Origin of the sequence: Enterobacter cloacae complex sp. SHL022 (genome assembly GCF_049237785.1) — a bacterium.
Taxonomy (GTDB): domain Bacteria; phylum Pseudomonadota; class Gammaproteobacteria; order Enterobacterales; family Enterobacteriaceae; genus Enterobacter; species Enterobacter hormaechei_C.
Map to the genome: position 1 here is coordinate 377141 of NZ_JBMKJH010000004.1, position 24167 is coordinate 401307.

19 protein-coding genes are annotated in these 24167 nt (G+C 57.2%); 6 read left to right on the plus strand and 13 right to left on the minus strand.

Annotated features, from left to right (window positions below; translation table 11 throughout):
- Window positions 1-68 precede the first annotated feature (68 nt).
- The 7 genes from ACOTZD_RS11140 to aqpZ all read right to left on the minus strand — a co-directional run bounded on the left by ACOTZD_RS11140 (window position 69) and on the right by aqpZ (window position 9065).
- Window positions 69-1505: an SDR family oxidoreductase gene (locus tag ACOTZD_RS11140; RefSeq protein ID WP_045332338.1), complete on the minus strand. Its 1437-nt coding sequence runs from the start codon at window positions 1503-1505 to the stop codon at window positions 69-71.
- Window positions 1506-1515: 10 nt separating this feature from the next.
- Window positions 1516-2517: a low-specificity L-threonine aldolase gene (gene ltaE, locus ACOTZD_RS11145; protein WP_126542567.1), complete on the minus strand. Its 1002-nt coding sequence runs from the start codon at window positions 2515-2517 to the stop codon at window positions 1516-1518.
- Between the two features lie 38 nt (window positions 2518-2555).
- Complete coding sequence (gene poxB, locus ACOTZD_RS11150) at window positions 2556-4274, minus strand: ubiquinone-dependent pyruvate dehydrogenase (RefSeq protein WP_017693711.1); 1719 nt, start codon at window positions 4272-4274, stop codon at window positions 2556-2558.
- 239 nt (window positions 4275-4513) lie between these two features.
- The gene (gene hcr / locus ACOTZD_RS11155) at window positions 4514-5482 is read right to left on the minus strand and encodes an NADH oxidoreductase (RefSeq protein WP_126542568.1); all 969 of its coding nucleotides are present in this window, start codon (window positions 5480-5482) and stop codon (window positions 4514-4516) included.
- A gap of 10 nt (window positions 5483-5492) precedes the next feature.
- Complete coding sequence (hcp, locus tag ACOTZD_RS11160; protein WP_017384847.1) at window positions 5493-7145, minus strand: hydroxylamine reductase; 1653 nt, start codon at window positions 7143-7145, stop codon at window positions 5493-5495.
- A gap of 144 nt (window positions 7146-7289) precedes the next feature.
- The gene (locus ACOTZD_RS11165) at window positions 7290-8189 is read right to left on the minus strand and encodes a lysine exporter LysO family protein (RefSeq protein ID WP_022650712.1); all 900 of its coding nucleotides are present in this window, start codon (window positions 8187-8189) and stop codon (window positions 7290-7292) included.
- Between the two features lie 180 nt (window positions 8190-8369).
- Window positions 8370-9065: an aquaporin Z gene (aqpZ, locus tag ACOTZD_RS11170; protein ID WP_026080729.1), complete on the minus strand. Its 696-nt coding sequence runs from the start codon at window positions 9063-9065 to the stop codon at window positions 8370-8372.
- Between the two features lie 291 nt (window positions 9066-9356).
- Here aqpZ and ACOTZD_RS11175 point away from each other — a divergent pair, with 291 nt between their 5' ends.
- Window positions 9357-11015: an ATP-dependent endonuclease gene (locus ACOTZD_RS11175; protein WP_023324396.1), complete on the plus strand. Its 1659-nt coding sequence runs from the start codon at window positions 9357-9359 to the stop codon at window positions 11013-11015.
- Here the strand turns inward: ACOTZD_RS11175 and ACOTZD_RS11180 are convergent.
- A complete protein-coding gene (locus ACOTZD_RS11180) occupies window positions 11012-11968 on the minus strand; it encodes a VirK/YbjX family protein (protein ID WP_022650714.1) in 957 nt (318 codons plus the stop codon). The genes ACOTZD_RS11175 and ACOTZD_RS11180 overlap by 4 nt on opposite strands.
- Window positions 11969-12127: 159 nt before the next feature.
- On the opposite strand from ACOTZD_RS11180, the gene macA reads away from it, so the two are divergent.
- A complete protein-coding gene (macA, locus tag ACOTZD_RS11185; RefSeq protein ID WP_017384842.1) occupies window positions 12128-13243 on the plus strand; it encodes a macrolide transporter subunit MacA in 1116 nt (371 codons plus the stop codon).
- Window positions 13240-15180 carry a macrolide ABC transporter ATP-binding protein/permease MacB gene (macB, locus tag ACOTZD_RS11190; RefSeq protein ID WP_174402391.1) on the plus strand — a complete coding sequence of 647 codons (1941 nt, stop codon included), beginning with the start codon at window positions 13240-13242 and terminating at the stop codon, window positions 15178-15180. The genes macA and macB overlap by 4 nt, the downstream gene beginning before the upstream one ends.
- A 70-nt stretch (window positions 15181-15250) precedes the next feature.
- Here macB and cspD read toward each other — a convergent pair whose 3' ends face one another.
- Window positions 15251-15472, minus strand: a complete 222-nt coding sequence (gene cspD, locus ACOTZD_RS11195; protein WP_006809408.1) for a cold shock-like protein CspD — start codon at window positions 15470-15472, stop codon at window positions 15251-15253.
- A gap of 267 nt (window positions 15473-15739) precedes the next feature.
- Between cspD and clpS the strand changes: the two genes are divergently transcribed.
- The 3 genes from clpS (at window position 15740) to ACOTZD_RS11210 (ending at window position 19295) form a co-directional block, all read left to right on the plus strand.
- Complete coding sequence (gene clpS / locus ACOTZD_RS11200) at window positions 15740-16060, plus strand: ATP-dependent Clp protease adapter ClpS (RefSeq protein WP_006174393.1); 321 nt, start codon at window positions 15740-15742, stop codon at window positions 16058-16060.
- Window positions 16061-16087: 27 nt separating this feature from the next.
- Window positions 16088-18367 (plus strand): ATP-dependent Clp protease ATP-binding subunit ClpA, encoded by a 2280-nt coding sequence (gene clpA / locus ACOTZD_RS11205; RefSeq protein WP_006809407.1) that lies wholly within the window; start codon window positions 16088-16090, stop codon window positions 18365-18367.
- 466 nt (window positions 18368-18833) lie between these two features.
- Entirely contained in the window at window positions 18834-19295 is a 462-nt protein-coding gene (locus ACOTZD_RS11210) for a hypothetical protein (RefSeq protein ID WP_080338193.1), read from the plus strand.
- Window positions 19296-19366: 71 nt separating this feature from the next.
- Here the strand turns inward: ACOTZD_RS11210 and infA are convergent, their stop codons facing one another.
- The 4 genes from infA to cydD all read right to left on the minus strand — a co-directional run bounded on the left by infA (window position 19367) and on the right by cydD (window position 24107).
- A complete protein-coding gene (gene infA, locus ACOTZD_RS11215; protein ID WP_002211347.1) occupies window positions 19367-19585 on the minus strand; it encodes a translation initiation factor IF-1 in 219 nt (72 codons plus the stop codon).
- A 284-nt stretch (window positions 19586-19869) separates the two neighbouring features.
- On the minus strand, window positions 19870-20574 hold the full coding sequence (gene aat, locus ACOTZD_RS11220; RefSeq protein ID WP_032608953.1) for a leucyl/phenylalanyl-tRNA--protein transferase: 705 nt from the start codon (window positions 20572-20574) through the stop codon (window positions 19870-19872).
- A 45-nt stretch (window positions 20575-20619) separates the two neighbouring features.
- Window positions 20620-22341: a heme ABC transporter ATP-binding protein/permease CydC gene (cydC, locus tag ACOTZD_RS11225; protein WP_058659442.1), complete on the minus strand. Its 1722-nt coding sequence runs from the start codon at window positions 22339-22341 to the stop codon at window positions 20620-20622.
- Window positions 22341-24107 carry a heme ABC transporter permease/ATP-binding protein CydD gene (cydD, locus tag ACOTZD_RS11230; RefSeq protein ID WP_047654009.1) on the minus strand — a complete coding sequence of 589 codons (1767 nt, stop codon included), beginning with the start codon at window positions 24105-24107 and terminating at the stop codon, window positions 22341-22343. Before cydD ends, cydC begins: the two co-directional genes overlap by 1 nt.
- Window positions 24108-24167 lie beyond the last annotated feature (60 nt).

The window sequence follows — 24167 nt, forward strand, 5'->3', positions numbered from 1 at the left end:
TTTCGTGCGCATTCTTTCGTGAATTACGATGTGTTGCAATGGGAAAGGTGAAAGATTAAGAGTTTTATTTAGTTATTTTCCCGCTTTTCTTCTGCCAGTAGCGCAATCCGTTTCGCCATTCCGCGGAAGATAAACAGGTGTGCCGGGATCATCAGCAACCAGTAAAACAGACCCGGCATTCCGTGCGGATGCCACCATGCCCGAACGTCCAGTTCACGATGGTCGCCCTTGTCCTTCAGGGTGAAGCAGAGCCGCCCCAGCCCCGGCGCCTTCATGCCAAACAGCAGCGCCAGCTGTTTTTCCGGCTCAACGATAATCACCTTCCAGCTGTCGACGGTATCGCCCACCTTCAGCCAGGGATGGGCAGGGCGCCCTTTTGCCAGCCGGTGACCGACCAGCAGATCCAGCGCGCCGCGCGTTTGCCACAGAATATTGCCGAAGAAATAGCGCTCTTTGCCGCCAATCTGGTTCACAACTTCCCACAGCGCTGCCAGGCTGGCCGTGGTTTTGACCGTACAGCCCGCCTGTTTCGGATAATAGCCGTACTCGGGCCGCCAGCGGGCAAACGCCTGCGCGTCGTAGCCCCAGTCGCTGGAGTTCACCAGCTTCTCTTCTTCTTTCAGCGTATTACGCACCGCGTCGTCAAAGCGGATCAATTCCTGAGGGATTAAGGCGCGCAGCGCGCGATCGTCCGCCAGCAGATCGTGCTTCAGCCCCTGGATCAGCGCTTTGGCGGTCGTCGGCGGCACGGAGGTGATCACATTCAAAAACCACACCGATATCCAGCGGGTCGGGAAGGGGATGGGGATCAGCCAGCGGCGGCGGCCGCTCACCCGCATAAAATGTTCGAACTGCGCCTGATAGCTCAGCACTTCCGGGCCTGCCGCCTCCAGCACGCGATGCTGCTCCGCCGGGTGATCCAGCAATGCCACCAGATAGTGGAGTAAATTCTCCAGCGCAATGGGCGTGGTGCGCGAGCGTACCCAGCGCGGCGGCGTCAGCACAGGCAGGTTGTAGACCATATCGCGCATCACTTCGAACGCGGCGGAACCCGCGCCGACGATGATCCCTGCCCGGAGTTCGGTGACGGGGATACGGGCGCTTCGCAGCGTTTCTGCCGTCAGCTGTCGGGCGCGCAGATGATCTGACTGCTCGTTCTCAGGCGCCTGGAGTGAGCTTAAAAAAATCACCTGCTTCACCGGCGTTTGCCGCAGCGCATCACGAACGTTCATCGCCACCTGACGCTCGTGGGCGATAAAATCGCCGCCTTCGCCCATGCTGTGGACAAGGTAGTAAAGCGTATCGACCCCTTCCAGCAGCGCAGGAAGCGCTTTCGGCCAGTTAAGGTCAACGTTGTGACACGTCACGCCAGGCAAATGTAGCTTTTGCAGGCGTTCCGTGTTGCGTGCCGCTGCCAGCACCTGGTGCCCCTGCTGGCTTAACGCAGTGGTCAGATGCTGACCGATATACCCGCTGGCGCCGAGCACCAGAATACGTTGCGGCACGGTATGCTCCTTAACGCTGTAAAAACGCCTGCCAGTGTTTCACCACCTCGGTCAACTGCTCGCGGTTAACGTCAAGATGCATCACCAGTCGCACGACCGGGGAGGCGTTGATCAGCACGCCTCGGGCTTTCATAAAGTCGCCCAGCGCGGCAGCATGCTCATCGCCGACGCGGACAAACAGCATGTTGGTGTCGTGTCGCATGACATCAGCGCCGATTTCACGCAGCTGCGCTGCCATCCACGCCGCATTGTCGTGATCGTCTTTCAGGCGTGACACGTTATTTTTCAGGGCGTACAGTCCGGCAGCCGCCAGAATACCCGCCTGACGCATCCCGCCGCCGGTCATTTTGCGCCACCGGTTGGCGCGTCTGATGTAGTCTGCGCTGCCAACCAGCAGGGAACCTACCGGCGTGCCCAGCCCTTTAGAGAGGCAAATGGTGAACGAGTCGCAATATTGGGTGATCTCTTTCAGCTCGCAGCCGTACTCCACCACGGCGTTGAAGATACGTGCGCCGTCAACGTGGAGGCCGAGCTTGCGCTCGCGGGTAAAATCCCATGCCGCTTTCAGGTATTCGCGCGGCAAGACTTTACCGTTATGGGTGTTTTCGAGGCTCAGCAGTTTAGTGCGGGCGAAGTGAATATCGTCGGCTTTGATTTTCGCCGCGACTTTGTCCAGCGGCAGCGTACCGTCCGGCGCAGCATCGATCGGCTGCGGCTGGATGCTGCCGAGCACCGCCGCGCCGCCGGCTTCGTACAGGTAGTTATGCGCCCCCTGGCCAACGATATACTCTTCGCCGCGCTCGCAGTGGCTCAGCAGCGCCACCAGGTTAGCCTGCGTGCCGGTGGGCAGGAACAGAGCAGCCTCTTTATCGCTCAGCTCGGCCGCATAGCGCTGGAGTTCGTTGACCGTCGGGTCATCGCCGTAGACGTCGTCCCCGACCGGGGCGGCCATCATCTCTTCGAGCATGGCGCGGCCCGGACGGGTAACGGTATCACTGCGTAAATCAATCATGGCATGTCCTTATATTTAAAAAGGCGATGCCAGATGTTTTACCTGAGCCAGTTGGTTTTTGCCAGTTCGATCACCTCGTCACCGCGCCCGCTGATGATGGCGCGCAGCATGTAGAGGCTAAATCCTTTGGCCTGTTCCAGCTTGATTTGAGGCGGGATCGCCAGCTCTTCTTTGGCGACCACCACATCCACCAGCACCGGGCCGTCGATGGCGAAGGCGCGTTGCAGGGCGTCGTCCACCTCTGAGGCTTTCTCCACCCGAATACCGGTGATACCGCAGGCTTCGGCGATGCGGGCGAAGTTGGTGTCGTGCAGCTCGGTGCCGTCCGTGAGGTAGCCTCCGGCCTTCATCTCCATCGCCACGAAGCCCAGCACGCTGTTGTTAAAGACCACGATTTTCAGCGGAAGCTTCATCTGCGCCACCGACAGGAAATCCCCCATCAGCATACTGAACCCGCCGTCGCCACACATCGCCACCACCTGACGTTCCGGTGCCGTCGCTTTTGCGCCCAGCGCCTGCGGCATGGCGTTGGCCATTGAGCCATGGTTGAACGACCCAAGCAGGCGTCGTTTGCCGTTCATTTTCAGGTAGCGTGCTGCCCAGACGGTGGGCGTACCCACGTCGCAGGTGAAGATGGCATCGTCGTCGGCGAAGTGGCTGATCTGCTGCGCCAGATACTGCGGGTGGATCGCTTTTTCGCTCGGTTTGGCGAGATCGTCCAGCCCCTTACGCGCATCGCGATAGTCGCTCAGGGCTTTATCCAGGAATTTGCGGTCCGTTTTTTCTTCCAGTAGCGGCAGCAGGGCGGCGAGGGTGGATTTGATATCGCCGATAAGCGCCATATCCACCTTGCTGTGCGCACCGATGCTGCCGGGATTAATGTCGATCTGGATAATTTTGGCATCCGTCGGGTAGAACGCGCGGTACGGGAACTGAGTGCCGAGCAGGATCAGCGTGTCGGCGTTCATCATGGTGTGGAAGCCGCTGGAAAAACCGATCAGCCCGGTCATGCCGACATCGTACGGATTATCGTATTCAACGTGCTCTTTCCCGCGCAGGGCGTGCACCACTGGCGCCTTGAGCTTGCCGGCAAATTCCACCAGCTCTTTATGCGCACCGGCGCAGCCGCTGCCGCACATCAGGGCGATATTGCTGGAGTATCGCAGCAGTTGCGCCAGCTTTTTCAGCTCTTCTTCGGCAGGGGTAATGGTTGGCTGTGGCGCAGAGTACCAGTGGGTGGTGGCGGTTTCAGGTGCGGCCTTCAGCGCCACGTCCCCCGGCAGCACAACCACCGAAACCCCGCGATTCAGGATCGCCTTACGCATGGCTATCGCCAGCACCTGTGGAATCTGCTCCGGTGATGAGACCAGCTCGCAATAGTGGCTGCATTCACGGAACAGCTCCTGAGGATGCGTCTCCTGAAAATAGCCGCTGCCGATTTCGGATGACGGAATATGTGCGGCAATCGCCAGCACCGGAACATGGTTGCGGTGACAGTCGAAAAGACCGTTGATAAGGTGCAGGTTTCCCGGTCCGCAGGAACCTGCACAGACGGCGAGTTCGCCCGTGAGCTGCGCTTCGGCACCCGCGGCAAAGGCGGCGACCTCTTCATGGCGGGTGGGCATCCATTCAATGGTCTTCATCTTGTTGAGGCTGTCGCTGAGTCCGTTCAGCGAATCGCCGGTGACGCCCCAGATACGCTTTACGCCAGCCTGCTCCAGGGTTTTCGCTATGTATGCAGCCACGGTTTGTTTCATGGTGGTCCTTCTCCTTTATGTGATATCGCTTACAAGCTTAGAAGAAAGTCGCTGTATTGCCTGCTCAGTCCTCTTTAAGTACAGGTGGTTTTTCTGCGCGACGCGCCTGGCAAAGTCAAACAAATAACGGGCTGCCGTACAGGCAGTAGGCACAACATAGGCCGGGTAAACGTAGTGCCACCCGGCAAAAAGCCCGGTGGCGCTGACGCTTACCGGGCCTACAGGTGAACCACGACAGATTATGCGAGCACAAGATCGCCCTGCGGATGGCACGAACATGCCAGCACATAGCCCTCGGCAATTTCCGCGTCGGTCAGCGTCATGGTGCTGGTGACCGTGTACTCACCGGAAACCACTTTGGTCTTACAGCAACCGCACACCCCGGCGCGACAGGCCGCCACTACCGGCACGTTGTTGCTTTCCAGCGCTTCAAGCAGCGTGGTGCCCACGCGGCCAAAGAAAGTCTGCGCCGGTTGCAGCTTCGTGAACTTCATCCCGCTGGTCGCCGCTGCCGCTACAGGCGTGAAGAACTGCTCTTTGAAGAAGCGGGTCACGCCGAGCGCTTTCACTTCTTTCTCCACGATCTCCATATAAGGCGCCGGGCCGCAGGTCATCACGGTACGGTTCGCAATATCCGGCACGCTTTGCAGCAGCTCGCGGCTCAGGCGCCCCGCGACAAAGCCATGCGTGGCGTTGTTTTCCGCGACCAGCGTCACCGGATAGTTGCGCCATTCTTCGGCAAAAATCACATCTTCCGGGGAACGCACGCTGAAAATCACCTGCACGTCGGCTTGAGGACGGTATTTCGCCAGCCAGCGACGCATCGACATAATCGGCGTCACGCCACAGCCTGCCGCCAGCAGCAGGAATTTATCTTCCGTCTTGTCGTCACAGGTAAACTCGCCCTGCGCGTCAGACAGCCAGATGTAATCCCCGCGCTTCACGTCCCGGGTCAGCCACTCGGACCCTGCGCCGTCATCAATACGACGAACGGTGAGCGTAATGTATTCGCTCACGCCCGGCGTGGAGGAGAGGGTGTAGGCGCGCAGGGTATCCGCCGAATTACGCACGCTCACCAGCGCATACTGACCTGCGCGGTACGGGTAGTAGTCATGGCACAGCAGCGACAGCGTCCACACATCCGGCGTCTCCTGATGGATGTGATGAACCTGCATCCGCCACGGACATTGTGAGGTTGGCATGGTCATGAGTTACTCCTTACGCGCTCAGCAGTTGCTTCATATCATCTTCAACGTTGGTCACGGAACGCAGACCAAATTTCTCGTTCAGGATGGCCAGCAGGTCCGGCGTCAGGAAGCCTGGCGCGGTCGGCCCGGTGACGATGTTGGTCACGCCGAGAGAGAGCAGGGTCAACAGAATAACGATCGCTTTCTGCTCGAACCAGGAGAGCACCAGCGACAGCGGCAGGTCGTTCACGCCGCAGCCCAGTTTCTCTGCCAGCGTGACCGCCAGAATGATGGCTGAATACGCATCGTTACACTGACCCGCATCCACCAGGCGCGGCAGACCTTCGATGTTGCCGAAGTCCAGCTTGTTGAAACGGTACTTACCGCAGGCCAGGGTCAGGATCAGGCAGTCTTCCGGTACGCGGGTGGCGAAATCGGTGAAGTAGTTACGTTCCCCGCGCGCGCCGTCACAGCCGCCGATAAGGAAGATGTGACGCAGTTTTTCACGGCTGACGAGGTCAATCAGGGAATCCGCCGCACCCAGCAGGGTTTCACGGCCAAAACCGACGGTGATGAGGTGCGGGATTTCGCTGTACGGGAAGCCTGCCATCTGCTGCGCCTGAGCGATAACCGGACCGAAATCGTCGCCTTCAAGGTGGCTCACGCCCGGCCAGCCGACGATGCTGCGGGTCCAGATACGGTCGTCATACGCGCCGACGGTCGGGTCGATGATGCAGTTAGAGGTCATAACAATTGGGCCAGGGAAGCGGGCGAACTCCACCTGCTGGTTCTGCCAGCCGCTGCCGTAGTTACCGATCAGATGCTTAAATTTACGCAGCTCCGGGTAGCCGTGCGCGGGCAGCATTTCGCCGTGGGTATAGACGTTAACGCCGGTGCCTTCGGTCTGCTTCAGCAGGTTGTAGAGATCTTTCAGGTCATGACCGGAGATCAGGATGCATTTGCCTTCGGTCGCTTTGACGTTGACCTGCGTTGGCGTTGGGTGGCCGTAGGTGCTGGTTTCACCGGCATCCAGAATACTCATCACTTTGAAGTTCATCTGGCCGATTTCCATCGAGCATTCCAGCAGGGCGTTCATGTCGGAAGGCCAGGTGCCCAGCCATGCCATGATTTTGTGGTACTGGGCGTAAATAGCGTTATCGTACTGGCCGAGTACGTGCGCGTGCTCCATATAGGCCGCAGCACCTTTCAGACCGTACAGGCACAGCAGGCGCAGGCCGAGGATGTTCTCTCCAATTGCCGCTTTGTCCTTATTTGGGGTGAATTCTGCGGCCTGACGCTGTAGCTCGCCCAGGTCGTCGCTCACCAGCTGTAGCTCCGCCATCGGGTTGTCCACGCGGGCGCTGGCGTCGGCATTCAGGCACTGCGCTTTCAGGGCTTCACGCAGGGCAATCGCTTCGCGGGCATAGCCCACAATGCGTGGAGAATCGAAGTTAACGTTGGTCAGCGTGGAGAAAAATGCGCGCGGCGCAAAGCTGTCGACATAGTGATCGACAATGCCATATTCACGGGCTTTGAAGGCCCAGGCGGACAAGCCTTGCAGCGCCGCAATCAGCAGATCCTGGAGATCGGACGTTTCTGCGGTTTTGCCGCACATACCCTGCGCGTAAGAGCAGCCGTTGCCTGCTGGGGTACGGATGGTTTGTTCACATTGCACACAAAACATAATCACACCTGTTAAAGTTATATTTGAGATACATGTTTAAGGTTATGCCTGTGCTACAGCAGAGAAAAGTGCTTTCTTATACTAAGTGGAGGGTTATTGATTTAGCGCAATTTTGGCGGCAGGTTCACTACCGCCAAAGCAGTATCAGGCTGAGAAGAACGCCATCAGAATGGGTACCAGCAGGCTCAGAATAAAGCCGTGTACAATGGCGGCAGGAACCATCTCCAGCCCTCCCGAGCGCTGTAACACCGGCAGGGTAAAGTCCATTGAGGTGGCCCCGCACAGGCCCAGCGCAGTAGAGCGGCTGCGGCGTACCAGGCCGGGGATCAGCATGATGGCTATCAGCTCGCGCGCCAGATCGTTAAAGAAGGCGGCGCTGCCGATCACCGGACCAAACGATTCGGTCAGCAGAATACCTGAGAGCGAATACCAGCCGAAACCGGACGCCATCGCCAGGCTGGTTTTCAGCGGCAGATCGAGAATAAAGGCGTTAATCACTCCCCCCGCCAGTGAGCTGGCCACAACGATAACGGCAACCATCATGCCCCGGCGGTTAAGGACAATCTGTTTCAGCGTCATGCCATTATTTCGCAGCTGAATACCAATCAGGAAGAGCAGGAAAATAAGCGTATATTCGCTGGCTTCCGTTGCGTGCTGTAAAAATGCCCAGCCGGTCAGACCCAGTAAAAAACCGAGTACCACCACGCCGCACAGCTTTAATGATTCCAGCGCCATCGCAATACGGGAGGGAAGCTTTTCCTGATGATGGTGATTTTTCCAGGGAATAGTGCGTTCCAGCCAGAACAGCGCGGCAATATTGCACAGCAGAATAACCACTACCGTAACCGCAGAATAATGCAGAATGGAAAGCAAGTTCGTCGCCAGATTATCCAGGAAGGCCAGGCTGATCCCCATAAAGAACAGAATGACGTAAACAATCCAGCTGAGAAAACGATTAATAAGCTTTAAGGCCGATTCATGACGCAGCGGAATAAGGTAGCCCGCAATCAGGGGCAGAAGAATGATGAGGAGTCCTGAGAACATGAACAGCCGGTCCTTTTGAGTATCAGTTAAGCGCCAGAGACACTACCCAATAAAGGCTGTGAGGTAAAGCTACAAAAAAAGCCGGGTGGCGGCTACGCCTTACCCGGCTTGTCTATTTGGGGTGGTGCGGCCTGATGCCCTCACCCCGGCCCTCTCCCACAGGGAGAGGGGGGAAAACCATTAATCGCGTTTTTCCAGCAGGGTGCGATACAGCACGCCGCCCAGAATACCGCCGATAATTGGCATCACCCAGAATAGCCACAGCTGTTCAAGCGCCCAGCCGCCCTGGAAAATAGCCACCGCGGTGCTGCGCGCCGGGTTAACGGAGGTGTTGGTCACCGGGATGGAGATGAGGTGGATCAGCGTCAGCGCCAGACCAATAGCGATGGGGGCAAAGCCCGCAGGCGCGTATTTGTCCGTTGCGCCGTGGATCACCAACAGGAAACCTGCGGTGAGCACAATTTCAATCACGATAGCAGACAGCATTGAGTAGCCGCCTGGCGAGTGTTCGCCGAAGCCGTTCGACGCAAATCCGCTGGCCGCGGCGTCAAACCCGGCTTTTCCGCTGGCAATTACGTACAGCACCGCCGCGGCAATAATACCGCCAATAACCTGGGCAATAATATAGCCAATAATATCTTTCGCCGGGAAACGTCCGCCCGCCCATAAACCTAATGTGACGGCCGGGTTGAAATGACCGCCGGAAATATGCCCCACGGCGAATGCCATGGTTAATACGGTTAAACCGAATGCCAGCGCGACGCCGACAAATCCAATACCTAATTCCGGAAATGCGGCTGCCAGTACTGCGCTACCGCAGCCACCAAACACCAGCCAGAATGTGCCAAAGCATTCTGCCGCTAATTTTCTGAACATAACCACCTCAATAATAAACGTCCGCGCCCATTCCTGCGCGCGGGTTATATCGCCATAAAGGGATGACGACTCAAAGAGCCAGTATTTTGAAACCATCAACATCCCTTCGCCACTCAAATAAATTCACTAAATTTGATTTAAGGCAATGTGATGTCAATCCTTGTTCAGAACGGAGGTAATTAGAGCATAGCCCAATAATTAAGGGGGCGTATATTCTGCTGTCGTGACCCACAGCCTGCCGCTATACTGCTGATAACTTGAAGGAAAAAGTGGCCGAATTGCGGGGGATGTATGCTACTCGAACGTGTGGAGATTGTCGGGTTTCGCGGGATTAACCGCCTGTCGCTGCAACTGGAACAGAACAACGTCCTGATAGGCGAAAACGCCTGGGGTAAATCCAGCCTGCTGGATGCCCTGACGCTGCTGCTTTCGCCCGAAGAGAACTTGTACCACTTCGTTCATGATGACTTCTGGTTTCCGCCGGGGGATGTCAACGGGCGCGAGAAACACCTGCATATCATTCTGACCTTCCGCGAATCCGAGCCCGGCCGCCATCGCGTGCGTCGTTTTCGCCCTATGTCGGCCTGCTGGGTTCCCTGTGAAGATGGGTTCCAGCGTATTTTCTATCGCCTTGAGGGCGAAATGGCGCAAAACGACGGGGTATTAACCCTGCGTGAATTTCTTGATGAGAAGGGGAATCCGATCCCGCTCGATAATATTGACGAGCTTGCCCGACATCTTATCCGCCTCTCCCCCGTATTGCGCTTACGCGACGCGCGTTTTATGCGGCGGATCCGTAACGGCACCGTGCCGAATATGCCCGAGGTGGAAGTAACCGCCCGCGAACTGGATTTCCTCGCCCGTGAACTGGTCTCACGGCCGCAGAACCTCACCGACGGCCAGATCCGTCAGGGACTGTCTGCCATGGTACAACTGCTGGAGCACTACTTCTCCGAGCAGGGAACGGGGCAGGCGCGCCACCGTCTGATGCGTCGCCGCTCGCACGATGAACAACGAAGCTGGCGCTATCTCGATATTATCAACCGCATGATCGACCGCCCCGGCGGGCGTACGCATCGGGTGATCCTGCTGGGTTTATTCTCCACGCTTTTACAGGCGAAAGGGACGGTGCGCCTGGATCGGGACGCGCGCCCGCTGCTGCTGGTGGAAGATCCGGAAACGCGGCTCCACCCGATTATGCTTTCCGTGGCGTGGCATCTTCTTAATCTGCTGCCGTTGCAGCGAGTCACCACCACGAATTCCGGAGAGCTGCTCTCTCTGACGCCGGTAGAGTATGTCTGCCGCCTGGTGCGTGAATCGTCGCGGGTCACCGCCTACCGGCTCGGGCCCGGCGGGTTAAATGCCGAAGATGGCCGACGGATTGCGTTTCATATCCGTTTTAACCGTGCCTCTTCCCTGTTTGCTCGCTGCTGGTTGCTGGTGGAAGGGGAAACGGAAACCTGGGTGATAAACGAGCTGGCTCGCCAGTGCGGGCACCACTTTGATGCCGAAGGGATCAAAGTGATCGAATTTGCTCAGTCTGGCTTAAAACCGCTGATCAAATTTGCGCGCCGGATGGGGATAGAGTGGCACGTGCTGGTGGATGGCGATGAGGCGGGTAAAAAATATGCGGCGACCGTGCGCAGCCTGCTCAATAACGATCGTGAAGAGGAGCGGGAACATCTGACCGCGCTGCCTGCGATGGACATGGAGCACTTTATGTACCGTCAGGGATTTGACGACGTCTTTCACCGCGTGGCGATGATCCCGGTGGATGTACCCATGAACATGCGTCGGGTGATTGCCAAAGCTATCCATCGGTCGTCAAAACCGGATTTGGCCATTGAAGTCGCGACGGAAGCCGGCAGGCGAGGCGTGGAGTCGGTGCCCACGCTGCTGCGTAAAATGTTCTCCCGCGTCCTCTGGCTGGCTCGCGGGAGGGCCGATTAGCGGTCAGTCGCCTGCGAAACCTGTTGGATCAGGCTATCAAGCAGGGTATAGCGGCGGCGGTATTCGGACCGTTTTTTACTCGCAATCTCTTCCATCGGTTTGCGTGGCATGGTCAGTGGCAGGGCAAAGTTGCCGTTATCCTGCTGCTGTCCGCCAAGGGAGCGCCAGAAGCTGTCATAGTCAGCCAGCAATTTTCCCTCTTTTTTCTTGCGATAGCGCCAGCTGCGGTAGATGTGGGTGGCGTTACTCACCGCGAGGATCTGCTCGACCGGGAAGGCGCCTGCCAGCGTCATGACCGCTTCAACCAGCAGACGTTTTGGGAACAGTCCGTGACAGGCTTTGGTCGCCAGCTGAATGTGCTCGTGCGGGACATGCGCTTTCGCCCCCTGCATTCCGCCGATGAAGAGCGTTGTCTTGCCCTGGTATTTGCACAGCGTAAAGGTCAGCTCGGCCAGCACCGTGTTCTGGTGGTCGCAAAAAGTGAGGGTCGCTTCCCCTTCTTTGTCCAGAAACGCATCCGCGCTCAGGCGAACGCTAAACTGCTGTTCCTCTTTGCCCGTTAACGTCACCAGCGTGATGCCCTGGCTGGAGAGGTAGCCGTTGAGCAGCGACGCCGGAAGATGGCGGCTCATCATCTGATAGTGATCGTTCAATGCGTCCAGCGTATTCTGACGACCCATATTTACGGTCAGCCACGGCCGGTGCAGGCGGCACGGCAGGCCGGGCTGCACGCGCAGGATCTGCATCAGACGGGGCTGTTTTGCAAGGTTTCCGAGCAGGCGCGCAGTGGTGAACGGCGTTGCCAGCGAGCGCAACATAAACTTACGTCGATAGGCCGGATTTTGCCACGCCAGCCCCGGCGTGAGGGAACCCGATGTCAGGCTTTTAAACAGTTGCCAGCCCGATTTAGGCTGGGGCAGCGTTGAATAAGGTGTATCGACGATGGAAGACATGTTAGATCCTGCTTCTGGTGGAATATCGCTATTTCAGCAGGCGCTTTATCAACATCGGGTAAACAATTCCCGACGATTACGGGGATCGGGGGTTTCGTTGAGGAGTGGTTTAGATAAAATCAACGGTGATGATAGCCAGAACAACTATTTGGAATATTTATGAACCTGAAGGGAAAACGCAGAAAGCTGTTTCTGCTGCTGGCGGTAGTGGTGTTAGCGGGCGGATTCTGGTTATGGAAGGTACTGAACGCGCCGGTACCACAGTATCAAACGCTGATTGTTCGTCCGGGCGAGCTGCAACAAAACGTGCTGGCGACGGGGAAACTGGATGCCCTGCGTAAGGTTGACGTGGGCGCGCAGGTCAGCGGTCAGCTTAAAACCCTGTCAGTTGAGATTGGCGATAAGGTTAAAAAAGGCCAGCTGCTGGGCGTGATCGATCCTGAGCAGGCGCAAAACCAGATCCGCGAAGTGGAAGCGACGCTGATGGAGCTGCGCGCGCAGCGCGCGCAGGCTCAGGCGGAGCGTAATCTCGCTCAGGTCACCCTGACGCGCCAGCAGGCGCTGGCGAAAACGCAGGCCATCTCGAAACAGGATCTGGACACAGCCGCCACGGAGCTGGCGGTGAAGCAGGCGCAGATTGGCACCATCGATGCGCAAATCAAACGGAATCAGGCCTCGCTGGATACGGCGAAAACCAACCTCGATTACACGCAAATCGTTGCGCCAATGGCCGGGGAAGTGACGCAGATAACCACCCTGCAAGGCCAGACGGTCATCGCCGCGCAGCAGGCGCCAAACATCCTGACCCTGGCGGATATGAGCACCATGCTGGTGAAAGCCCAGGTATCCGAAGCGGACGTCATTCACCTTAAGCCGGGGCAGAAAGCCTGGTTTACGGTGCTGGGCGATCCGCAAACCCGCTATGAAGGGGTGCTGAAAGATATCCTGCCGACGCCGGAGAAAGTTAACGACGCCATCTTCTACTATGCGCGTTTTGAGGTGCCAAACCCGCAGGGCGTGCTGCGTCTGGACATGACCGCCCAGGTGCATATCCAGCTGACCGGCGTGAAAAACGTGCTGACGGTTCCGCTCTCCGCGCTGGGCGAATCCGCCGGGGACAATCGCTACAAGGTGAAAGTGCTGCGCAACGGCGAAACCCGCGAGCGGGAAGTAGTGATTGGCGCGCGTAACGACACCGACGTGGTGGTGGTAAAAGGGCTGGAAGAGGGTGAAGAAGTGGTCACCAGCGAAACCCTGCCTGGAGCCGCGCAATGACGGCGCTGCTTGAGCTGAATGACATTCGTCGCAGCTATCCGTCCGGCGACGGGCCGGTGGAGGTGCTGAAGGGCATCTCCCTGCGCGTTGAAGCCGGTGAAATGGTGGCGATTGTCGGGGCGTCGGGCTCGGGTAAATCAACGCTGATGAACATTCTTGGCTGTCTGGATAAGCCCAGCAGCGGCACCTATCGCGTGGCCGGGACGGATGTTTCCACCCTGGACGGCGACGCGCTGGCGAAGCTGCGTCGCGAGCATTTTGGCTTTATCTTTCAGCGTTACCATCTGCTTTCACACCTGAGCGCGGCGCAGAATGTGGAAGTGCCGGCGGTGTATGCGGGCGTCGAGCGCAAAAAACGCCTTGAACGCGCGAAGGCGCTGTTAACGCGTCTTGGGCTGGCGGAGCGTGTTGATTATCAGCCTTCGCAGCTTTCCGGCGGTCAGCAGCAGCGCGTGAGTATTGCCCGCGCGCTGATGAACGGCGGACAGGTGATCCTCGCCGATGAGCCAACCGGTGCGCTCGACAGCCATTCCGGTGAAGAGGTGATGGCGATCCTGCATCAACTGCGCGATCAGGGGCATACGGTGATTATCGTCACCCACGATCCGCAGGTGGCGGCGCAGGCGGAACGCATCATCGAGATCCACGACGGCGAGCTGGTCAGCAACCCGCCGCCGCGTCAGTCCAGAGCGGCGGCGGCGAAAGAAGCTTTGCCTGTGTCCACCGGCTGGGGCCAGTTTTCCAGCGGTTTCCGCGAGGCGCTGACCATGGCCTGGCTGGCGATGGCGGCCAACAAAATGCGCACTCTGCTGACCATGCTCGGCATCATTATCGGTATTGCCTCGGTGGTGTCGATTGTGGTGGTGGGCGATGCGGCGAAACAGCTGGTGCTGGCGGATATTCGGGCCATCGGGACTAACACCATCGACGTTTACCCCGGCAAAGATTTTGGCGACGACGAGCCGCAGTATCAGCAGGCGCTGAAATACGACGATCTGGCGGCTATTCAGAAGCAGCCGTGGGTGAACTCCGCCACGCCTGCCGTGTCGCAAAACCTGCGTCTGCGCTACGGCAACATCGACGTGGCGGCCAGTGCTAACGGCGTCAGCGGAGATTACTTCAACGTCTACGGCATGACCTTTAGCGAAGGGGCGACCTTCAACGCGGAGCAGCTGGCGGGCAGGGCGCAGGTGGTGGTGCTGGACGCGAACTCGCGCAGACAGCTTTTCCCCAATAAAACCCGTGTAGTGGGGGAAGTGATCCTGGTGGGTAACATGCCCGCCACGGTGATTGGTGTGGCGGAAGAGAAACAGTCCATGTTTGGCAGCAGCAAGATCCTGCGCGTCTGGCTGCCATACAGCACCATTTCCGGGCGCATTATGGGGCAGTCCTGGCTTAACTCCATTACCGTGCGAGTGAAGGAGGGCTACGACAGCGCGCTGGCGGAACAGCAGCTCGAGCGGCTGTTAACCCTGCGCCACGGGAAAAAGGATTTCTTCACCTGGAACATGGACGGCCTCTTGAAAACGGCGGAAAAGACCACACGTACTCTTCAGCTGTTCCTGACGCTGGTGGCGGTGATTTCGCTGGTCGTCGGCGGGATTGGGGTGATGAACATTATGCTGGTGTCGGTGACCGAACGTACGCGGGAGATAGGCATCCGCATGGCGGTCGGGGCCAGAGCCAGCGACGTGCTCCAGCAGTTTTTGATTGAAGCGGTGCTGGTGTGTCTGGTGGGAGGCGCGATGGGGATTGCGCTTTCGATGATGATCGCCTTCGCGCTCCAGCTCTTCTTACCGGGCTGGGAAATTGGCTTCTCGCCGATGGCGATCCTGACGGCGTTTTTATGTTCCACCTTCACCGGTATTCTTTTCGGCTGGCTGCCGGCGCGAAACGCGGCGCGGCTCGATCCGGTGGATGCGCTGGCGCGGGAATAGCCCGAAAATAAAAATGCCAGCCGATCGGGCTGGCATTTTGCCTGCGGGGTGTACACAATGAATCAGAGAGCTATGCAACCGTTTCTGCTTCAACGGGCACGATAAGACTGGCGTGATTGCCTTTTGGCCCCTGGTGTACATCGAACCGGACGGACTGCCCGGCTTTGAGCGTCCTGTAACCATCCATCTGAATGGTGGAATAGTGAGCGAAGATATCCTCGCCGCCGCCTTCGGGGCAAATGAAGCCAAACCCCTTGGCGTTGTTGAACCACTTAACAGTACCCATTTCCATGCTTCGACATCCTTCGTAAATCTTATAAATTAAGATGGAATGAACCGGTGGTGGAGTGGGGGCTGTTCAAAACCTCGCCAACTCACGCTTGTACAATTTAGAGAAACGGAAGAAGCCGTCAAGCGTTTGGCGCTGGAGTTGGGACAATAATCAACCAAAATTTGAGGCAGTTAACGCTATTGCAACAGTTTGTGACAGACATCGCGGATGACAGTAATAGATGATTGTTATCTAACATCTGAGGTAGATTCAAAGTGGTTATGCATAATGGGTAAGACCAACGATTGGCTGGATTTTGACCAGCTGGCGGAAGATAAAGTGCGCGACGCGCTAAAACCGCCATCTATGTATAAAGTTATGTTAATGAACGATGATTACACGCCGATGGAATTTGTTATTGACGTGCTACAAAAGTTCTTTTCTTATGATGTTGAACGTGCAACGCAACTGATGCTTACCGTTCATTATCGTGGCAAAGCGATCTGCGGCATCTTCACTGCCGAAGTCGCGGAAACCAAAGTAGCGATGGTGAACGACTATGCGAGGGAGAACGAGCATCCGTTGCTGTGTACGCTGGAAAAGGCCTGATAAGGCATAAAATTGGGGGAGGTGCCTATGCTCAATCAAGAACTGGAACTCAGTTTAAACATGGCTTTCGCCAGAGCGCGTGAGCACCGACATGAGTTTATGACCGTCGAGCACCTGCTGCTCGCACTGCTTAGCAACCCATCTGCCCGCGAAGCGCTGGAAGCCTGCTCCGTGGATCTGGTGGCGCTACGTCAGGAACTCGAAGCCTTCATCGAACAAACCACACCGGTGCTGCCAGCCAGTGAAGAAGAGCGCGACACGCAGCCGACGCTCAGCTTCCAGCGCGTGTTGCAGCGCGCGGTTTTCCACGTCCAGTCTTCCGGACGTAGCGAAGTGACTGGCGCCAATGTCTTAGTCGCCATCTTCAGCGAACAGGAGTCCCAGGCGGCCTACCTGCTGCGCAAACACGAAGTCAGCCGGCTCGACGTGGTTAACTTCATCTCTCACGGAACGCGAAAAGACGAGCCTAACCAGGCATCGGATCCCAGCGGACAGATCAACAGCAATGAAGAGCAAGCAGGCGGGGAGGATCGTATGGAAAACTTCACCACCAACCTTAACCAGCTTGCTCGCGTTGGCGGTATCGACCCGCTGATTGGTCGCGACAAAGAGCTGGAGCGTGCCATCCAGGTGCTGTGCCGTCGACGCAAGAACAACCCGCTGCTGGTGGGGGAATCTGGCGTGGGTAAAACCGCGATTGCCGAAGGGCTGGCCTGGCGCATTGTGCAGGGCGACGTGCCGGAAGTGATTGCCGACTGCACCATCTACTCGCTGGATATTGGCTCGCTGCTGGCGGGCACCAAATACCGCGGTGATTTCGAAAAACGTTTCAAAGCGCTGTTAAAACAGCTGGAGCAGGACACCAACAGCATCCTGTTTATCGATGAGATCCACACCATCATCGGCGCAGGTGCGGCCTCCGGTGGCCAGGTGGATGCCGCTAACCTGATCAAACCGCTGCTCTCCAGCGGCAAGATCCGCGTGATGGGCTCCACGACGTACCAGGAGTTCAGCAACATCTTTGAGAAGGATCGTGCGCTGGCGCGTCGTTTCCAGAAAATCGACGTTACCGAGCCGTCGGTTGACGAAACGGTGCAGATCATCAACGGCCTGAAAACCAAGTACGAAGCACACCACGACGTGCGTTACACCGCGAAAGCGGTCCGTGCGGCGGTGGAGCTGGCGGTGAAATACATCAACGATCGTCATCTGCCGGATAAAGCGATCGACGTGATTGATGAGGCAGGTGCGCGTGCACGCCTGATGCCAGCCAGCAAGCGTAAGAAAACCGTGAACGTGGCGGATATCGAGTCCGTGGTGGCCCGCATCGCGCGTATTCCTGAGAAGAGCGTTTCTCAGAGCGACCGTGATACCCTGCGCACCCTCGGCAATCGCCTGAAAATGCTGGTCTTTGGTCAGGATAAAGCCATTGAGGCCTTAACCGAAGCGATCAAGATGGCCCGTGCTGGCCTGGGGCATGACCACAAGCCGGTTGGTTCCTTCCTGTTCGCCGGTCCGACCGGCGTGGGGAAAACCGAGGTGACGGTTCAGCTCTCCAAAGCGCTGGGCATTGAGCTGCTGCGCTTTGATATGTCCGAGTATATGGAGCGTCACACCGTCAGCCGTTTGATTGGTGCGCCTCCGGGATATGTGGGCTTTGACCAGGGCGGCCTGCTTACGGACGCGGTTATCAAGCATCCGCACGCGGTCCTGCTGCTCGATGAAATCGAGAAAGCGCACCCGGACGTGTTCAACATCCTGTTGCAGGTGATGGACAACGGGACGCTGACCGATAACAACGGGCGCAAGGCCGATTTCCGCAACGTGGTGTTGGTGATGACCACCAACGCGGGCGTGCGGGAAACCGAGCGTAAATCCATCGGCCTGATCCACCAGGATAACAGCACCGATGCGATGGAAGAGATCAAGAAGATCTTCACGCCGGAGTTCCGTAACCGTCTGGACAACATTATCTGGTTCGATCACCTGTCTACCGAGGTGATCCATCAGGTGGTGGACAAGTTTATCGTCGAGTTGCAGGTTCAGCTGGATCAGAAAGGCGTGTCGCTGGAAGTGAGCCAGGAGGCCCGCAACTGGCTGGCTGAGAAAGGCTACGACCGTGCGATGGGCGCTCGTCCGATGGCGCGCGTGATTCAGGACAACCTGAAAAAACCGCTGGCGAACGAGCTGCTGTTTGGCTCGCTAGTGGACGGCGGCCAGGTCACGGTAGGGCTGGATCAGGCGAAGAACGAACTGACGTACGATTTCCAGAGTGCGGCGAAGCACAAGCCGGAAGCGGCTCACTGATTTCTTACGTAGGTCTAAAAACCGGGCAAAAGCCCGGTTTTTTTATGCGTGCCAGGGTAAAAGCAAAACGACAACAGTGTTGTCGTTTTTAGTGTTTTCTCCCTCTCCCCGTGGGAGAGGGTTGGGGTGAGGGCAACAGACCGCAGAGGAATTTTGCGAGGCGCTTTCCAGATTCTTTCGAAGTCAGTTGCTGGATAAATTCACAGTAATAAAATGGCGGCGCACCTGCAAAATCAGGTGTCGGGATTGGCGTCCTGATTACACACATATGGAAAGATGTTGCTAACGCAACATCATTGGTTTCGTTCACTCTTTTTTTAGCTGCGGTATAATCCGTATCTTCTATTATGGTGGACTGAACCGGGGCTTCTTTTGAAGCGCCGATTTTCCATATGGTCGGTACGCCAAACCGGTTCAGTCTGCCACCCGAAGTTGGCGTTTCTGGTGGTAGTTTTCAGCTTTTAATATGGAAATTATGAATATGGAAAACCAGTCTATCTCCCAGCTCTATAGCGAACTCTCCCTCAACCCCGATCTCCCAACCCTTGCCGAGCGCTGCAAACTGCTCACCGAAATCCTCCTCGACTGCAAATCACTTCCGCAAACGCAGCCCGTTTGCCGTTGCCTCGGAGCCTACCTGGAAGAGGTGAAATCCGGCCTCACAGAGTCAATGCGTGATTTTCAGGTGGTTGAATTTGAGGACGACGCGGAGCAACCGCGACAAAAAGAGTGGTTGCTGGAAGATACCGAAACGAAATGCGACTACTGCCGGGCGTTAAACCATGTGCTGCTGGTATCGCATGTTGACCGCGATATGCTGCCGCACCTGACGGGACTGCTGCATGACATCACCCACGCGATGGCTGAAGATTTAATCGTACCCATGAACCCGTGCATGACTATACATCTGCCGACACAGCCACACTAAGACCATAAATAAAAAAGGCCGGGAATATCCCGACCTTTTAAATATTCATCTGCCATTACAGGCGAAAACAATTAGCGACTACGGAAGACAATGCGGCCTTTGCTCAGGTCGTACGGGGTCAGTTCAACAGTCACTTTGTCGCCCGTCAAAATGCGGATATAGTTTTTGCGCATTTTACCGGAGATGTGCGCAGTTACCACGTGACCGTTTTCCAGTTCTACGCGAAACATGGTATTAGGCAACGTATCAAGTACGGTACCCTGCATTTCAATATTGTCTTCTTTGGCCATCTAATCCTCTGGGGTATCACTACCAAGTTTTGAACCGGCAAGATAATGCCGAAATTCCTCAATTAAGTAAAGAATTGCGCGTTTAAAACGCAGCAAAACAGTCTCAGCGTATTGCCCAAGCGTCACGGTACAACCGAACGGAAAGCGCATTCGTAAAGGGGAGACGACAGGATAAACGTCAGGACGTTATCTGAAGCGAGGGTCCCAAACGGCGGCGGGGCAACAGGCAGAAGCTACTCTGCGGCATAATTATAACACCCTCATAAAAAATATGCGGAAAACATTTAGGCATTGGGCATAAAGAGCGCTCTGGGAACCCAAAAATCGCGTGGAAGGGTCTCTTTTCGGCATTGTTCAAGATGTTCGATATAGTGTCGGCGGGAGATTTCAACGGCGCCGAGCGAGGCGGTGTGCTCATTCAGCACCTGACAATCCATCAGCCGTCCGCCACGTCGGGCAAATTCCTCGCTAAACACCAGCAGCGCGGTTTTTGACGCATTCGTGGCACGGGAGAACATCGACTCGCCGCAGAACAGCGTGCCCTGCGCCACGCCGTACATTCCGCCGACGAGGTTATCCTCTTTCCATACTTCAATAGAGTGCGCGTAGCCCAGCTCATGAAGCTGGTGGTAGGCGATAATGATATCGCGGGTTATCCAGGTGCCTTCATGACGATCTTCAGCGCAGCCTTCGATAACCTGGCCGAAGGCGTGATTGAGCGTGACGCGAAAGGGTGATTTTGCATGAAACCGCTTCATGCTGCGGCTCAGGTGAAACTGCCCAGGCCACAGCACGGCTCGCGGGTCGGGAGACCACCATAAGATCGGGTCGCCAGGCGAAAACCACGGGAAGATGCCGCGCTGGTAAGCCATTAAGAGCCGTGCCGGGCTGAGATCGCCGCCCAGAGCCAGCAAGCCGTTAGGTTCACGCAGCGCCCCCTCCGGTGAAGGGAACGCAATATTATGGCGAGAAAGCTGCACCAGGCGCATGACAACAGAACTCCAGTACGCGAGAGAGGACGCTACAAATATAGTCTACAGGCGCTGTTTAAACTGGTAGTAGCGACCTTGTTTTGCCAGCAGCTCTGCGTGACTACCTTGCTCAATTATGTGTCCGTTGTCCATCACAATTATCTGATCGAAATTCACCAGCCCGCGCAGACGGTGCGTGACCATCAGTACGGTTTTACCTTTCATCACATTCGCCAGTAAATCAAGGATTTGACTCTCAGTCGTGGCATCCAGTCCTTCTGTCGGTTCATCCAGCAACATCAGCGGCGCATCGTGCAGCAGCGCACGCGCAATGGCCAGACGACGCAGTTCGCCGCCGGAAAGCTGTCGACCCCCTTCACCCAGCCAGCTGTTCAAGCCATCGTCTTCAAGCAGTTTGTGCAGCCCAACATGCTCCAGCATTGCCCGCAGCGTATCGTCGGAGGCGTCTGGTGCCGCCAGAAGAAGATTATCGCGCAGCGTAGCGCTGAACAGATGCACCCGCTGGGGCACGACGCTGACCGTTTTACGCAAGGCCGCTTCGCTAAAACCAGACAGCGGAACGTCGTTAAACCGAATCTCGCCCTGCTGTGGGTCCCACGCGCGCGTGAGAAGTTGCAGAAGTGTCGATTTTCCACATCCCGTACGGCCAAGGATCGCAATGCGCTGCCCGGCATCAACAGAAAGGGTGATGTCTTCCAGCGCGTTTTGCGCCGGCTTGTCGTAGGCGAAAGTGACATTGCTGAGCGTCAGCGCGACCTGCTCCGGCACAGCGGTTTGACCCGCGCTGAACTTCACTTCCGGCTCCTGCTCGGCAATATCCGTAATGCGCAGCGCAGAGGCAATCACCTGGCCGAGATGCTGAAAGGCGCCCGTAACCGGGGCTAAGGCTTCAAAGGCTGCCAGGGCACAGAAAACAAACAGCGCAATTAGCGGGCCAGGCTGCGCGTTATCGCCCACGCCACCGGAGGCCATCCAGAGCATGGCGATTACGGCAATCCCACCAATTAACATCATCAGCGCCTGGGAGAAAGCGGTCAGTTCAGACTGGCGACGCTGGGCTTCATGCCAGTTCAGCTCCGTATTTTCCATGCGGGCGCGGTAGCGCTTGCTGGCGCCAAAAAGGGTGAGCTCGGCCTGTCCCTGCAACCAGGCGGTGAGCTGCTGGCGGTATTCCCCGCGCAGGCGCGTCAGGTTTTCCCCGGTGGTTTTACCTGCACGATAAAACAGGGGTGGCAGAATAATCAGCGTCATCAGCATGATGCCGCCGAGCGTCAGTGCGATGGGAACATCCAGGAAACTCAACCCCAGCGTGACCACGACAATCACCACAAACGCGCCCACCATGGGTGAAATGACGCGCAAATAGAGGTGATCCAGCGTATCCACATCCGCGACCACGCGGTTGAGTAATTCGCCCTGTCGAAAACGTGCCAGCCCGGCAGGGGAGAGGGGCAGCAGTTTGCTGAACGTATAAATACGCAGGTGTTGCAGCACGCGGAAGGTCGCGTCGTGGCTGACCAGACGCTCGAAGTAGCGCCCGGCAGTTCGCGTAATCGCCGTGCCGCGCACCCCGGCGGCAGGCAGCATGTAGTTAAAGCTGTACAGTCCGGCAAAGCCTGCGGCCGCAGACGCGGAGAGGAACCAACCGGAAAGCGTAAGCAGGCCGATGCTGGCGAGCAGCGTGACGATCGCCAGCACGATCCCGAGCGTCAGCATCCATTTGTGGCGTTTATACAGTGCAAGATACGGAAGCAGGGCGCGCATCAGATATCCTCCTGACGGTTCGCCAGCAGGGTCGCAAACGGCCCCTGCGCGGCAACAAGCGCGGCGTAGTCGCCTTGCTCAACAATGTGTCCGTTTTCCATCACCCAGATCTGATCCCAGTCGGCAATACCTTCCAGCTGGTGAGTCACCATCAGGGTGGTTTGCTGGCGTGAGGCTGCGTTAAGCGCATCCATCACGCGCTGCTCGCTATGAGCGTCCAGGCTGGCGGCGGGTTCGTCCAGCAGCATTAGCGAAGAGGGGTTCAGCAGCGCACGGGCAACCGCGACGCGCTGTGCCTGGCCTACTGACAGCCCGGCAGACTGATCGCCAATGACGGTATCGATACCCTGCGCAAGCAGCGGCAGAAACTCGCTGACCCAGGCGCGGTCGAGGACCGATTGCAGCTCATCGTCACGCGCATCCGGGCGTGCCAGCAGCACATTCTCGCGAAGCGTCGGAGCTGGCAGCTGCGGGTTTTGCCCCACCCAGCTTAGCTGTTTACGCCAGGCATCAGGATCGAGCTCGCGCAGCTCCGTTTTGTTGATACGCAGCGATCCGGTGTACGCCATAAAACCTGAAAGCGCATTCAACAATGAGCTTTTACCTGAGCCGCTGGTACCCACCAGCACCACACGTTGCCCGGCAGGCAGGGTAAAGTTCAGCGGACCGGCCAGTACTTTGCCTTCAGGCGACAGAACAGAAAAATCCTGTGCTTCAATGGTCACCGGATCGTTCGTATTCAGCGTTACCTCACCACGCTCCGGATGCGCCAGCGGCGTTTCCATGAAGGTTTTCAGGCTGTCGGCAGCACCCACCGCCTGCGCTTTGGCATGGTAAAAGGTGCCGAGATCGCGAAGCGGCTGGAAAAATTCCGGGGCCAGGATCAGCGCCAGGAACCCAGCGGAAAGCGTAACCGCCGTACCGTAGTGACCAAAGTCCAGCGCGCCGAGGTAGGAGAAACCAAAGTAAACCGCCACCAGCGCAATCGACAGGGAGGTGAAAAATTCAAGTACGCCAGAAGAGAGAAAGGCCATGCGCAACACTTCCATGGTGCGCTGACGAAAATCCTGCGACGCCAGGCGAATGTTTTCGGTTTCCGCTTCACCACGACCAAAGATCCGCAGGGTTTCCATACCGCGCAGACGGTCCAGGAAATGACCGCTCAACCGACCCAGCGCCAGGAAGTTGCGGCGGTTAGCATCAGCCGCGCCCATGCCGACCATCGCCATAAACAGCGGGATCAGCGGGGCGGTCCCCAGCAGGATCAGCGCCGCCACCCAGTTAACCGGGAAGATGGCGATAACAATCATCAGAGGCACAAACACCGCCAGCGCCATCTGCGGAAGATAACGCGCGTAGTAATCGTGCATATCGTCGATTTGCTCAAGGATCAGCGTCGCCCAGCTACCGGCCGGCTTGCCCTGGATCCACGCAGGCCCGGCTTCTGAAAGCCGATCGAGCACCTTGCGGCGGATCTCATAGCGGATGTGCTGCCCGGCATGGAACCCAACCCGCTCGCGCAGCCAGACCACCCACGCACGCAGAACGAAAACCAGCACCAGAACGATAAACGGCAACAGCAGCGCTTCGCGCGGGATGTTCTCCATGATCATATGGTTGAGAATGCGGGCCAGCAGCCATGCCTGGGCAACAATCAACAGACCGCTGATAAATCCCAGAACGCGGGAAATCATAAGCCAGCGGCGGGACAGAACGCTTTGCTGTTTCAGCCAGCGGGTTAACTCTTGTTGACGGGTTTTTTCCATTGCGTACTTTGCAGGTGACGTTATAAGAAATTAGACATCTGCATGTTACACGTGAGCAAA

Coding starts and splice junctions, on each gene's coding strand:
- ltaE (WP_126542567.1), bottom strand. CDS start 2,517: ATGATTGATTTACGCAGTGATACCGTTACCCGTCCGGGCCGCGCCATG.
- poxB (WP_017693711.1), bottom strand. CDS start 4,274: ATGAAACAAACCGTGGCTGCATACATAGCGAAAACCCTGGAGCAGGCT.
- hcr (WP_126542568.1), bottom strand. CDS start 5,482: ATGACCATGCCAACCTCACAATGTCCGTGGCGGATGCAGGTTCATCAC.
- hcp (WP_017384847.1), bottom strand. CDS start 7,145: ATGTTTTGTGTGCAATGTGAACAAACCATCCGTACCCCAGCAGGCAAC.
- ACOTZD_RS11165 (WP_022650712.1), bottom strand. CDS start 8,189: ATGTTCTCAGGACTCCTCATCATTCTTCTGCCCCTGATTGCGGGCTAC.
- aqpZ (WP_026080729.1), bottom strand. CDS start 9,065: ATGTTCAGAAAATTAGCGGCAGAATGCTTTGGCACATTCTGGCTGGTG.
- ACOTZD_RS11175 (WP_023324396.1), top strand. CDS start 9,357: ATGCTACTCGAACGTGTGGAGATTGTCGGGTTTCGCGGGATTAACCGC.
- ACOTZD_RS11180 (WP_022650714.1), bottom strand. CDS start 11,968: ATGTCTTCCATCGTCGATACACCTTATTCAACGCTGCCCCAGCCTAAA.
- macA (WP_017384842.1), top strand. CDS start 12,128: ATGAACCTGAAGGGAAAACGCAGAAAGCTGTTTCTGCTGCTGGCGGTA.
- macB (WP_174402391.1), top strand. CDS start 13,240: ATGACGGCGCTGCTTGAGCTGAATGACATTCGTCGCAGCTATCCGTCC.
- cspD (WP_006809408.1), bottom strand. CDS start 15,472: ATGGAAATGGGTACTGTTAAGTGGTTCAACAACGCCAAGGGGTTTGGC.
- clpS (WP_006174393.1), top strand. CDS start 15,740: ATGGGTAAGACCAACGATTGGCTGGATTTTGACCAGCTGGCGGAAGAT.
- clpA (WP_006809407.1), top strand. CDS start 16,088: ATGCTCAATCAAGAACTGGAACTCAGTTTAAACATGGCTTTCGCCAGA.
- ACOTZD_RS11210 (WP_080338193.1), top strand. CDS start 18,834: ATGGAAATTATGAATATGGAAAACCAGTCTATCTCCCAGCTCTATAGC.
- infA (WP_002211347.1), bottom strand. CDS start 19,585: ATGGCCAAAGAAGACAATATTGAAATGCAGGGTACCGTACTTGATACG.
- aat (WP_032608953.1), bottom strand. CDS start 20,574: ATGCGCCTGGTGCAGCTTTCTCGCCATAATATTGCGTTCCCTTCACCG.
- cydC (WP_058659442.1), bottom strand. CDS start 22,341: ATGCGCGCCCTGCTTCCGTATCTTGCACTGTATAAACGCCACAAATGG.
- cydD (WP_047654009.1), bottom strand. CDS start 24,107: ATGGAAAAAACCCGTCAACAAGAGTTAACCCGCTGGCTGAAACAGCAA.